General features: G+C 47.4%; 8 protein-coding genes and 2 pseudogenes. 7 read left to right on the top strand and 3 right to left on the bottom strand.

Annotated features, from left to right (window positions below; translation table 11 throughout):
• Positions 1 to 206 precede the first annotated feature (206 nt).
• From FCH32_RS13530 to FCH32_RS13520, 3 genes are all read left to right on the top strand, one after another.
• Entirely contained in the window at positions 207 to 2294 is a 2088-nt protein-coding gene (locus FCH32_RS13530) for a TonB-dependent receptor (protein WP_115258715.1), read from the top strand.
• A gap of 269 nt (positions 2295 to 2563) precedes the next feature.
• Positions 2564 to 3421: a protein YibB gene (yibB, locus tag FCH32_RS13525; protein ID WP_135912173.1), complete on the top strand. Its 858-nt coding sequence runs from the start codon at positions 2564 to 2566 to the stop codon at positions 3419 to 3421.
• Between the two features lie 465 nt (positions 3422 to 3886).
• Positions 3887 to 5467: a phosphoethanolamine transferase gene (locus FCH32_RS13520; protein WP_174361030.1), complete on the top strand. Its 1581-nt coding sequence runs from the start codon at positions 3887 to 3889 to the stop codon at positions 5465 to 5467.
• A gap of 164 nt (positions 5468 to 5631) precedes the next feature.
• Here the strand turns inward: FCH32_RS13520 and FCH32_RS13515 are convergent.
• Positions 5632 to 5793, bottom strand: a pseudogene (locus tag FCH32_RS13515) (NADP-dependent isocitrate dehydrogenase); the annotation flags it as partial.
• A gap of 658 nt (positions 5794 to 6451) precedes the next feature.
• Here FCH32_RS13515 and FCH32_RS13510 point away from each other — a divergent pair.
• The 3 genes from FCH32_RS13510 to FCH32_RS13500 all read left to right on the top strand — a co-directional run bounded on the left by FCH32_RS13510 (position 6452) and on the right by FCH32_RS13500 (position 11033).
• A complete protein-coding gene (locus FCH32_RS13510; RefSeq protein WP_338075306.1) occupies positions 6452 to 6772 on the top strand; it encodes a PapB/FocB family fimbrial expression transcriptional regulator in 321 nt (106 codons plus the stop codon).
• 201 nt (positions 6773 to 6973) lie between these two features.
• Complete coding sequence (locus FCH32_RS13505; RefSeq protein ID WP_135912176.1) at positions 6974 to 8194, top strand: autotransporter strand-loop-strand O-heptosyltransferase; 1221 nt, start codon at positions 6974 to 6976, stop codon at positions 8192 to 8194.
• Positions 8187 to 11033 (top strand): autotransporter outer membrane beta-barrel domain-containing protein, encoded by a 2847-nt coding sequence (locus tag FCH32_RS13500; protein WP_174361027.1) that lies wholly within the window; start codon positions 8187 to 8189, stop codon positions 11031 to 11033. The genes FCH32_RS13505 and FCH32_RS13500 overlap by 8 nt, the downstream gene beginning before the upstream one ends.
• A 77-nt stretch (positions 11034 to 11110) precedes the next feature.
• Here FCH32_RS13500 and FCH32_RS23240 read toward each other — a convergent pair.
• A pseudogene (locus FCH32_RS23240) lies at positions 11111 to 11206 on the bottom strand (DUF1441 family protein); the annotation flags it as partial.
• A 325-nt stretch (positions 11207 to 11531) separates the two neighbouring features.
• Between FCH32_RS23240 and FCH32_RS13495 the strand changes: the two are divergent.
• On the top strand, positions 11532 to 11936 hold the full coding sequence (locus FCH32_RS13495) for a DUF1398 family protein (RefSeq protein WP_117342950.1): 405 nt from the start codon (positions 11532 to 11534) through the stop codon (positions 11934 to 11936).
• A gap of 172 nt (positions 11937 to 12108) precedes the next feature.
• Here the strand turns inward: FCH32_RS13495 and icd are convergent, their stop codons facing one another.
• On the bottom strand, positions 12109 to 13359 hold the full coding sequence (icd, locus tag FCH32_RS13490; RefSeq protein ID WP_115258716.1) for an NADP-dependent isocitrate dehydrogenase: 1251 nt from the start codon (positions 13357 to 13359) through the stop codon (positions 12109 to 12111).
• Between the last annotated feature and the right edge of the window lie 39 nt (positions 13360 to 13398).

Below are 13398 nucleotides of genomic sequence, written 5' to 3'. Positions count from 1 at the left end.
TTAAATGAATATTAATAATTACCGTAAAAACTACTCACGTGTTTTGTCATTACTCCCTATCTAAAATTAGTGACAACTTATGTATATTTATTCAAGAAATATACATAGAGTGACAAGTTATGTAAATTTGTAATGATAATTATTTGTATTATCATTTTCATCAATTATCTTACTGCCTTTGAATTTTTAACAAAGGAAGTTTGACTATGCGTTTAAAACCTGTTGCCTCTGTCGTTCTGTCCTGCCTTGGATTCAGCGGTACTTATGCCTTCGCCGATGATGTCATGGTCGTGACCGCGTCGGGTTACGAAAAAAAGATCACCAACGCGGCTGCCAGCGTGTCGGTTATTTCTCAACAAGAATTACAAACCAATAAATATAATGACTTAGGTGAAGCCCTGCGCTCCGTTGAAGGGGTTGATGTTGAAAGCAGCACCGGTAAAACCGGCGGTCTGGAGGTCAGTATTCGCGGCATGCCTGCCAGCTATACGCTGATCCTGATAGACGGTATTCGTCAAAATGGCAGCAGTGACGTGACGCCCAACGGCTTCTCTGCCATGAACACCAGTTTTATGCCTCCGCTGGCAGCCATCGATCATATTGAAGTGATCCGCGGTCCCATGTCGACGCTGTACGGTTCAGATGCTATCGGCGGTGTCGTTAACATCATTACCAAGAGAAGTACGGACAAATGGAGCACGTCCATTAATACCGGCGTTAACCTGCAAGAAAGCAATAAATGGGGTAACAGCACGGTAGCCAACTTCTGGTCAAGCGGCCCGCTAATTGCTGGCGTGCTGGACATGCAGGTACGCGGCAGCACGACACAACGACAAGGCTCCAGCGTCACCTCTCTGAGCGATACCACATCGACGCGCGTGCCGTATCCAACGGAATCTGAAAACTACAACATCGGTACCCGTCTGGACTGGAAAACCGGCGCAAATAATACGCTGTGGCTGGATCTCGACTCCGCCAGACAGCGCTATGACAATGATGATGGGCAGTTGGGTAATCTCACCGGCGGATACGATAAAACCCTGCGCTATGAACGTAATAAGGTCACGCTGGGTCACGATACCGCATTAACATTTGGTACCTGGAAATCCTCCGTGGGCTGGAATGAAACCGAGAACAAAGGCCGCCAACTGGTCTCATCCGCACTCACGCCAGAAAACGCGGGCCGAGCCGGTGACGCTCGTGAACTGAAAAATACCAACGTCATCCTGGACTCGGTCCTGCTGACGCCATTGGGTGATTCGCATCTGCTTACTCTCGGCGGAGAATACTGGGATGCCCGCATGAAGGACGGGGTGGTGCTGGCCAATACCGGTGAGACATTCCACCAGAAAACCTGGGCGACCTACGCGGAAGATGAGTGGCATATTCTCGACTCGCTGGCGTTGACCGCAGGCACTCGCTATGAGCATAACGATGTCTTTGGCGGACACCTTAGCCCACGAGCTTACATGGTGTGGGACGTATCGGAAGAATGGACCCTGAAAGGTGGCGTCACAACCGGATACAAAGCCCCGTCACTCAGCCAGTTGCACAACGGCATCAGCGGTGTGACCGCTCAGGGAACCGTCAATACGGTCGGCAACCCCGACCTTAAACCCGAAGAAAGCACCAGCTATGAAACCGGGTTGTACTATGAGAACGACGCGGGGCTGAACGCCAACGTTACTGGCTTCTACACCGAATACAAAAATAAAATTGTCTCGTATTCCATCGATGACAATACCAACAGCTATACCAACAGCGGCAAGGCGAGAACGGATGGCGTTGAATTCGCCAGCACCTTCCCGCTTTGGTCTGACGTGCTGAGCTTATCGCTCAACTACACCTATACGCAGAGCAAACAAAAAGATGGCGAAAACAAAGGCGCACCGCTGAGCTATACCCCCAAACATATGGCTAACGCCCGTCTGAACTGGCAGGCAACCGAAGATATGAATGCCTGGTTAAGCGCACGCTATCGTGGTAAAGCCCCACGCTTTACCGAAAACTATGACAACCTTAGTGCAGTCCAAAAAGCCGTGTACGATGATAAAGGGGCCAATTTAAAAGCCTGGACCGTTCTCGATATGGGCATGTCCTATAAGCTGACCAAAGAACTGACGCTGAATACGGCGATAAATAACGTGTTGGATAAAGACTTTAGCGACGTCACTCTGTATCAGGTTGGCCGCAGCAGCACCTACGCGGGCGACTACTTCCAGACCGCACAATCCACAACCGGATACGTCAATCCGGGTCGCAACTACTGGGTGTCGTTAAACTACCAGTTCTAATTGGTTTTTCACCTACAGGCCGGGCTATAACGAATCGCCCGGCCTCTTTCTGATGTTGTCTCTGCACCTGCAAACAGTCCGTAAAATCACAGAATATATTCACTGCTGTCAACTACCAGAATTTTAGATCAACACTGCGTATCACTTACTGTATGGATTTCAACTTCCTGTTTGGCGTGGGGACTGATAAACTGTGTCTAAAAATGTCAGACTTATTATTTTTATATAATTACCTACTGGATAAGTACAAAGTACGCAGGTTGACGGAAATGGATTCATCGATAACTATCGTTACAGCATTTTTTGATATTGGACGAGGTAACTGGACAGCCAATAAAGGTTTCTCGCCACATTTAGAGAGAACGCCTGAAACTTACATTGATTATTTTAAAAACTTATCCACTCTGGATAACGAAATGATCATTTTTACCTCTTACGACCTTAAACCAGCAATTGAAAAAATTAGAGCGGGTAAAAAAACCACAGTTGTTACCTTTGACATTAACACTAAGTTCACTGCAATTCGGCAAAAAATTCACGACATCCAAAAAGATGATGCTTTCAGAAACAGACTTGAAACGCGCCAGCTAATAAACCCTGAATATTGGTCCGCTGAGTACGTGCTGGTGTGTAACCTGAAAGCTTATTTCATAAACAAAGCGTTAGAGATGAATCTTGTTAACAATGAGATGGTTGCCTGGATTGATTTCGGCTATTGCCGTAACCCGGAAGTCACAAACGGTTTATCCTTATGGAATTATCCATTTGATAAACGTAAAGTAAATTTATTCACAGTTAAACGTGGTCTAAACCCCAAATCCATTGATCATGTTTTTGAACACATGATCAATAATCGCTCTTATATTATTGGCGGTGCCATCGTTGCGACACAAGAAAAATGGCAAGCGTTTTATAAACTGGTACGCCGCTGCCAAATAAAGACCCTTAGAAATAAAATAGTTGATGATGATCAAGGGATTTTCATCATGTGCCATTACTTAAACCCGGAGTTGACAAAGCTAAACTACCTTGGAAAAAACAGATGGTTTTATTTGTTCAAAATGTACGGTAAAAAAGATCTAAAAAGCAGATTGCTACGCCTAAAAGTGTTGCTTCGTGGCAAATAAAAACTCACCGTCCCTGCGACACAATCAACCGGCTCCGAGCAGTAACATGGCCGGAAGATCTTGGGGAATATCCATTTATACATATATATGATGTTAGCTGATCCAGTCCAAAAACTGTATAGTATTAAATCAGCCAAGCTTATTTCTTACAGGAACGGAATGCTTTCATCAGAGTGATGTGGTTGTGCCCGCACGCCTGAATGCCAGCCAGTGGTTAGATTAACGCGTTGAGGCATGCGTTCTGTTTCATAACTAACGGGATAAGCAGAATAAAAACTAAATAATTCGAGTTACATTGACGTTACGGGTACTCAGCCGTAGGCAGGCCTACACGAGTCGTAGCCATATCACTTATTCATCAGTACACAGTTGCATAAATAAACACAAAAGAGCGAACAAGCTAGAGACAATTTCGCTACATACGCTTTACTCTAATTTAAAAATCGGATCAGTTAATTATAAATTATGTTCATCCAACTTAGACTTAAAACAGCTGAAAAGGTTTCGCGACTATCTGAAGTTTCCCCACTCATTATTTCCGTGCTAATAGTTTTTGGTGTTAATATTTTAACCGCGAAATATAACGCGGTAATCAACCGGACGCTAGTATTTATATTGATCATGTTTTCATTGCGATGCATACAGCATAATTTACTGAGAAATACTCTGGCCGTTGTGATTTTGATCCCTGTTGCATTGGACACTACGATTCAATTATATGCCTGGCATAACTTTAGAACAGAATTTAGCTATGGTTTCGCACTAAGTATTTTGGATACTACGCCGAGTGAGGCCAAAGGGATGCTCGGGTTATACTGGCGCGATTGTCTTTCGTTTGTCACGTTAGCAGCATTTTTTATATATGCGGCGAATACTGGAGCAAACCTGATACCGTATCGATTTCATCGCTATCCCCCTATTCTTCTTGCTATAACCATCATTGCATTTGTTGGCCAGGCATATCTACACCAAATAAGGAAAAGTAATGTTGAAAGCCTGATGCAACGAGTCCTGTCTGCCACTCCCCTCAGTACCGGCAAAGTGTTTATGCAGGCAATACAGGATATCTCTATCATGTCTGATATCGGTAACAATATACCAGATTATAAAATTACTTTAACCGATACCGGCATTGAAAACTATGTACTTATTATTGGAGAGTCTGCACGTGCGGTAAATATGGGGCTCTATGGCTATCCAAGAGATACAACGCCTGAACTCATCAAGCAAAAACATCAGCTTTTGCTGTTTCAAAACGCGATTGCCCCGGCACCGGTGACCATTATGGCTGTCCCAATGGCAATGACAGCGGATTCCGTGAACGCCCACGATCCTCGAAAATATAGCGATAATGTTATCAATATCAGTAACAAAGCTGGTTACGATACTTATTGGTATAGTCGTCAAGGAAAAGGGGGGGCGCATAACAATATTATTACCGGGATTGCCATGAACGCCCATCAGCAAGAATGGGTGGATCATGGCTATGATGAGGCCTTACTGCCATTATTGCAAAATGCCTTACAGAAGCCCGGTAAGAAACTAATTGTGCTGCATCTCTATGGCAGCCATGAACCATCCTGTGAGCGTTTTCCTGAAAGTAGTACTATATTAGCCGGGGAAAGTCAGGCTGATGATTGTTACGACAACTCTATTCGTTATACTGACACACTTATGGGCAACATATTTAGTGCACTGCAAAATACCCGCTCATCTGTAATGTATTTTTCCGATCATGCACTGATCCGAGACCCCAAGCGCGCAGTCGTTTATTCACACGGTGGCGTCACACCGCCAAAAGAGGCGCTGCATATTCCGATGTTTATCTGGTACAGCCAACTGGTTGATGCAAAAACTAAACTCACTGGGGATTATCGTACCCAGTGGTCTTCCGATGATCTTAATACGCTTGCGGAGTTGTGGCTGGGTATTCATCGTCAGGGTGCGCCAATCAATACGCTGAGTTCCTGGTTAATGAATTACGATAAAACTATTTTCATCATGGATACCACGGGTAAACAGTATGAATGGCGAAATGTCCGTTGATACACGTCGTTGAAAAATCAGCATGCCCGCAATAGATATCCTCCAGGTTAGTCCTGTCTATTGATCAGATAGCAGGATTAAGAAACAGAGCCTATTTGGGGTCTTCCATAGATAAAAAAACGGGAGCCCATCGGCTCCCGTTCTCATACAACCCAGAATCTGGATTACATATTTTCGATGATAGCGTCACTAAACTCTGGACATTTCAGCAGATTAGAGCCGTCCATCAGAGGTTCGAAGTCATAGGTTACGGTCTTGGCGTTAATCGCGCCGTCCATACCTTTAACGATCAGGTCAGCCGCTTCAGTCCAACCCATGTGGGGCAGTCATTATTTCATTAAATTACTCATGATGACGTAAAAAACTCATAGATTCATCTCCTGTTAACTCCAGGAGTGGTGCAGTTCCTATGAAGTATTTAAACCTCCATACTCTGTCGTTGGGGAGTAATCTTCATCGCTGAAGGTCAGTATATATTCATATCAGCAATTAAACACGTTTAGTCAAAGCAGTGACGTGGTTGAAATTGTCGTACTTATCACCCTGCACGGTTTGGTAATCCCCTGAAGATTTCTTTGTTAAATTGTGAAAATAGTTAATACAACGCTATATAGTTTAACGCAACATTGTTCCTTGAGAAAATTAAGCATCTGATGATATCTCAACAAACAATCACATTGTTTACCATTTTCATAGATAAGCCATATTTGAAATGTTGCTAATTTCAAAAAACAAAACAAATTCAACATTGTTAAAAAAAGATAATAATTCCAATAAAATACATTTTTGCAAAATAATATTTTGAATAACCAACATTAATTAGCATAAAAATATACTATTATTTATTATGTCAGATTTTTACACTACTAGTTTTTGTTTTTTCTTGAAATTCACTTTGGTATACTTCCAACCGCTCCCGGATGGTATTGTTTTTAATGATGACAGTCCTTGTTATGAATTAGATAATGCTTAATGGAGACGAAGGTGGAATACATAAAAGAACATAGCCAGCAACCTCAGCAGGGCTCTTTCCTGGAAAAAAAGAATCATATTCTTCCTTCAGGAAATATGTCTGATGATGAGTTCTGGTTTCTGATCGAACTGACACCCATCCGCAGCGATAAAATCATCAGGGCGTTGCACGATTATTTTGTATTGAATCGCCCAAGATCTCACTGTTGCGATAAACATGGTGTTAGCAATGGCTACTTTGGGGTATGCATCAGCAGATTTGAGCATGTCATCCAGGTTGTTAATGCGCTACTTAATTATTATACGATGTCAAAAAGCGAAATGACCGAATGAATACCCTGCGAAACCATTCAATATTTTCGAGTAATGCAGTGAATTTTAAGAGCATCTCAAATTTGTAAACGGTAGACAATATTAAAATCATTACACATCCTGGGCGCATAAGGTATGCGGATACGTTTGTCAGCTTTCTGCAACTAATACTTAATGATTCCTGTACTTTTCAACGCTTATATATTTTTTAAGGTGGGGAATATGTCAACGCTGAAGAATACATTTTTTATCCCTCCGCCTGATATTCCAACACAGGCCGGACCTGAAAATATCTTTTATGATTTTAATGATGGCGCTCGTGTTCTGCTTCCTGAAGGGAAATGGCACGTACGTTTGCTTGATGCCGACTCCGATAACATTCTTTTCTGCTGCGATGCAGATAACGGGTGGGTGACCAGTAGTAAGAAATATTTTGTGCGCTTCCGCATTCAGGTATTCCGTCAGGGGGAAGAGACTCCCCTGCTGGATGAAACCCTGAAATTAAAAGACCGACCTGTGCTGATTTCATTCCCCACCGGGACGTTAGGCGACCTGCTCGGCTGGTTTCCTTATGTCGAACGCTTCCAGACTCTGCACAAGTGCCAGCTGGAGTGCACGATGGCACAGGACATTATCGACCTGCTGGCACCTCAGTACCCGCAGATACAGTTTTCCACGCCGGATAATCCACGCACGGTAGCGCCTTACGCAACTTACCGCGTAGGTCTCTACTTTGGTGGCGATACAGATAATCAGCCCGTGGATTTTCGCAAAGTCGGTTTCCATCGTTCTGCAGGCTACATTCTGGGCGTTGACCCGCGTGAAGCCCCCGTCCGGCTTGACTTGTCTGCACCCCGAGTTATCCAGGAGCCTTATGTGTGTATCGCCACACAGTCCACCTGTCAGGCGAAGTACTGGAACAACGGCACCGGCTGGAGTGAGGTTGTCGCACACCTGAAATCACTGGGTTACCGGGTGCTGTGCATTGACCGGGATGCCCATTATGGCCAGGGTTTTGTCTGGAATCACATTCCCTGGGGAGCCGAAGACTTTACCGGTAAGCTCCCCCTTCAGGAACGGGTGAACCTGCTGCGCCATGCCAGCTTTTTCATTGGCCTGCCAAGCGGCCTGTCATGGCTGGCATGGGCTGCCCGTATTCCGGTGGTGCTGATAAGTGGCTTCAGCCTCCCGAACAGCGAATTTTATACCCCGTGGCGGGTATTTAACCCCCATGGCTGCTACGGATGCTGGGACGATACATCGCTGAATTTTGACCACCACGATTTTCTGTGGTGCCCGAGACATAAAAACACCGACCGGCAATTTGAATGTACCCGGCTGATAACCGGCGCCCAGGTCAATGGCGTCATCAATAAACTTCACCGTTCTTTAACTGAACAGGGTGTTGAGGCCACCCTGAAAAAAGGAGTAAGCAATGAATAAGGTCTATAACACTGTCTGGAATGAATCCACAGGAACGTGGGTCGTAACCTCAGAACTGACCCGTAAAGGGGGCCGACGCCCCCGTCAAATCAAGCGAACCGCGCTGGCAGGGCTGATTGCTGGTTTGCTTATGCCGTCGATGCCCGCTCTGGCGGCAGCCTATGACAATCAGACAATTGGAAGTGGTGAAACACGCAAGTCCATGCACCTGTCCGCAGGCGACACGGCAAAAAAAACGACCATTAACAGCGGTGGGAAGCAGTATGTCTCCAGTGGTGGCAGTGCCACGAGTACCACCATTAACAACGGCGGGGTTCAGCATGTTTCTAGCGGCGGTAGTGCCACTAGTTCCACCATCAACAGCGGTGGGCACCAGCATGTCTCCAGTGGTGGTAGTGCTACGAATGCAACTGTTAACAATGGTGGGAGACAGACGGTATTCAGCGGCGGCAGTGCCATGGGCACCATAATTAACAGCGGAGGAGACCAGTATGTAATCAGTGGTGGCAGTGCCACAAGCGCATCAGTTAACGACGGAGCGCGACAGTTTGTCTCCAGTGGCGGCATCGCCAAGGCGACTTCTGTTAATAGCGGTGGTCGCCAGTATGTCCGTGACGGCGGCATTGCCACGGACACCGTGCTTAACAATACTGGGCGTCAGATTGTCTCCCACGGTGGTAGTGCCACTAACACTACAATTAATTCCGGTGGGCAACTGACTGTCAGTACCGGCGGCAGTGCCACTAACGCTACAATTAATTCCGGCGGGCAACTGATTGTCAATATCGGCGGCAGTGCCACTAGCGCTACAATTAATTCCGGTGGGAGGCAGTTTCTCTACGGCGGAAGTGCCACGGGCACCTCTATTAACAACGGTGGGGTTCAGCATGTTTCCATCGATAGTAGTAGCGGAAGTGGCGGAAGTGCCACTAGTACCATCATCAACAGCGGCGGGGTTCAGTTCGTCTCCAGCGGCGGTAGTGCCACTAGTACCACCATCAACAACGGCGGCGTCCAGCTCGTCTCCAGCGGCGGTAGTGCCACTAGTACCACCATCAACAGCAACGGGACGCTGGATGTTCGCAGCGGCGGTGTGCTCTACGGCACCACCACCCTGACTGATAAAGGGACGCTGGTCGGTGACGTAGTCACAAATGAAGGTAACCTGTATTACCTCAACAACAGTGCTGCAGCCTTCGCAGGTACCCTGACGGGGACCGGTACCCTGACACAGGAAGGCGGAAACACCCGCTTCAGCGGTCTGTTGTCTCAGGACGGTGGGATTGTCCTTAAGAGTGGCGGTGCCATGACGATGGATGCCCTTCAGGCTAAAGCCAATGTGACGACACAATCAGGCACCACCCTGACTCTGGATAACGGGACTATCCTGACGGGGAACGTTGCAGGAGACAGCACCGGCGCAGGTGACATGGCGATTAAAGGTGCATCTGTCTGGCATCTCGATGGTGACTCCACTGTCGGCGCATTAACGCTGGATAACGGGACCGTTGATTTCCGTCCGTCAACAACCACACGTCTGACGCCAGCCTTCCAGGCGGTTTCGCTGTCGCTCGGGAGCCTGTCGGGTAGCGGGACATTCCGGATGAACACTGATATCGCGTCGCATACCGGAGATATGTTGAATGTCGCGGGCAACGCCAGTGGTAACTTTGTGCTGGATATCAAAAATACCGGCCGGGAGCCAGTATCCGCTGGTGCGCCGCTTCAGGTGGTGCAGACCGGTGGCGGTGACGCCGCGTTTACCCTGAAAGGCGGGAAAGTCGATGCTGGTACCTGGGAATACAGCCTGAGCAAGGAAAATACCAACTGGTATCTGAAGACTGACACCCCACCTCCGGTTACTCCACCGACCACCCCGGATGCAGGTAACCCGGATGCAGGTGTGCCGTCTCCTGCGCATCGCACAACAAAATCTGCCGACGCGGTACTGGGCATGGCGACAGCACCGGCATACGTCTTCAACAGCGAACTGCAGAATCTGCGTTTCCGTCACGGTGACGTGATGCAGAACACCCGTGCACCAGGAGGAGTATGGGGCCGTTATACAGGGTCAGATAACCGCATCAGCGGCGGGGCCAGCTCGGGCTATTCTCTGACCCAGAACGGTTTCGAAACTGGTGGCGACAAGGTCTTTGAGCTGGGTGACAGCCACTTAGCTGTGGGTGCTTTCTTCTCTTACACCGACAACAGCATTAAGCATGCCCGTGGTGGAAAAAGTACTATCGACAGCACAGGCGGTGGTTTGTACGCAACCTGGTTTGATAATGACGGCTACTACGTGGACGGGGTTATCAAATTCAACCGCTTTAGTAATGAGCTGCGCACCTGGATGAGTGACGGCTCGGCGGTGAAGGGAGATTACAGCCAGAATGGTTTTAGCGGCAGTCTCGAAGCTGGTAAGACCTTCAACCTGAATGAGAATACATGGGCGCAGCCATACGTGCGGACAACGGCGTTCCGGGCAGATGAGAAGGATATCAACCTGAATAACGGCATGACAGCCAGCATCGGGGCAACCAAGTCTTTGCAGGCCGAGACCGGTGTGAATCTGGGTATGAATCTTGACGTTGCCGGAAAAACAGTCAAACCGTACCTCAAGGCTGCGGTCAGCCACGAGTTTTCGGACAACAACAAGGTGCAGATCAACAACCGCTATGACTTTACCAACGATATCTCAGGCACGACAGGTAAATACGGTGTCGGGGTGAGTGCCCAGTTGACACCAAACGCAGGGGTGTGGGCTGAGGCAAACTACCAGAAAGGAGAGAATATCGAGTCTCCGGTAACCGGTAGCGTAGGTTTCCGCATCAACTTCTAACCAGCGATGGAAACGACAGCCACATCTGTGGCTGTCTCCCCTACGACTGAACATTCACGCCATGAGCGGTACCGGTCATTTTTAATGCACGCCGCAATGGTCTGACGATGCACATCAGACAATGTGGCCAGTTGGCTAACATTTAGTTGTAAGTTTTTTAGTTCACAATCCATAGTTCACCCGAGGAAAAAACTTGCATCCTGCGAGCACCTTTTAAAAACGGCGTCAGTGATGAACAAAGCGCACATATTCGACACCATGAAATTTATCTCATTAAATATCAATGAATTACACTAACAGTGATGGCCGATGAAAATGCAAAAACCAGCCTTGCTACGCGCGCTCCCGCCCCGTAGCAAGGCCCCCCTACTGGGAGAACCCTTAATCGTCCCATGACCTCGCTATCCGCACCACACCAAGAGATCTGACCAGATTGAAGCGACAAAACTGATCGTGCACACTACACGCTCTCATAACTAACAATAGGTTATAACCCTGATGGATCAGGTTACTGTTCTTGAAAAGATGTTTGAGCAAGTGAGAAAGGAACATAATTTTTCGTGGTTTTACTCTGAACTAAAACGCCAGAATATTGCTCATTATATTTACTACCTGGCTACTGATAACATCAGAGCTGTTACAGCGAATGATGAAGTAATATTAATCAGAGGGAAAAGAGATTTATTAAAAGTCAGTACAACCAAGGACCCTGAACAAGTAAAAAAAGCAGCCCAGACACATATTTCCGGGGAATCCACATTTCGGGAATATATTACAACACTTGTTAGTGCTGGCGTTTTCCGATGGGTTACTGATGTCAATGATAACAAACGGTATTACTACTCTGTCGACGATACACTTTTATACATGGAAGATGTCGAGAACAACAATCCATTAATATAATGATAATTAAACTAACAGTCCGGTTTCTTCCCCCCAGCACCGGATAAGCTGACATAAGTGCCAAACCTGGTTTTGGGGAAACGTTTTGGCGAGAGTTTTGGGGAAGGAATTTTACAGGTATAAAAAAACGGGAACCTCTCGGCTCCCGTTCTCATACAACCCAGAATGTGGATTACATGTTTTCGATGATCGCGTCACCAAACTCAGAACATTTCAGCAGCTTAGCGCCGTCCATCAGACGTTCGAAGTCATAGGTTACGGTTTTCGCGTTGATCGCACCGCTCATACCTTTAACGATCAGGTCAGCCGCTTCGACCCAACCCATGTGGCGCAGCATCATTTCAGCAGACAGGATGATGGAACCTGGGTTCACTTTATCCTGACCCGCATACTTCGGTGCAGTACCGTGGGTGGCTTCAAACAGTGCACATTCGTCACCGATGTTTGCACCCGGCGCGATACCGATACCGCCAACCTGCGCTGCCAGGGCATCAGAGATGTAGTCACCGTTCAGGTTCATACAGGCGATAACATCATACTCTGCCGGACGCAGCAGGATCTGCTGCAGGAACGCATCGGCGATAACGTCCTTAACAACGATCTCTTTCCCGGTTTTCGGGTTCTTGATTTTCACCCACGGGCCGCCGTCGATCAGTTCACCACCAAACTCTTCACGCGCTAACTGGTAACCCCAGTCTTTGAACGCGCCTTCGGTGAACTTCATGATGTTACCTTTATGTACCAGGGTAACAGAATCACGATCGTTAGCGATGGCGTATTCAATCGCCGCACGCACCAGACGTTTTGTCCCGTCTTCGGAACACGGTTTGATACCGATACCGCAATGTTCCGGGAAGCGAATTTTCTTCACGCCCATCTCTTCGCGCAGGAATTTAATCACTTTCTCTGCATCAGCAGAGTCGGCTTTCCACTCGATACCAGCGTAGATGTCTTCAGAGTTTTCACGGAAGATGACCATGTCGGTCAGTTCAGGATGTTTAACCGGGCTTGGGGTGCCCTGGTAGTAACGAACCGGACGCAGGCACACGTACAGGTCAAGTTCCTGACGCAGTGCAACGTTCAGTGAGCGAATACCGCCGCCAACTGGGGTAGTCAGTGGGCCTTTAATAGCAACACGGTAGTCACGAATCAGATCAAGGGTTTCAGCAGGCAGCCAGACGTCCTGGCCGTAGACCTGAGTGGATTTCTCGCCGGTGTAGATTTCCATCCAGGAGATTTTACGCTCGCCTTTATAGGCTTTCTCGACAGCAGCATCGACAACTTTGATCATCGGTGGGGTTACATCAACGCCGATACCGTCGCCTTCAATGAACGGGATAATCGGATTTTCAGGAACGTTGAGTTTGCCGTTTTGCAGGGTGATCTTCTTACCTTCCGCCGGAACAACTACTTTGCTTTCCATTCACCTCTCCTTCGAGCGCTTCTGGTTCTGCTCGTCTGT

This window comes from Citrobacter gillenii (genome assembly GCF_013337685.1).
GTDB lineage: Bacteria > Pseudomonadota > Gammaproteobacteria > Enterobacterales > Enterobacteriaceae > Citrobacter > Citrobacter gillenii.
This window is presented reverse-complemented; position numbering and strand designations above follow the sequence as displayed.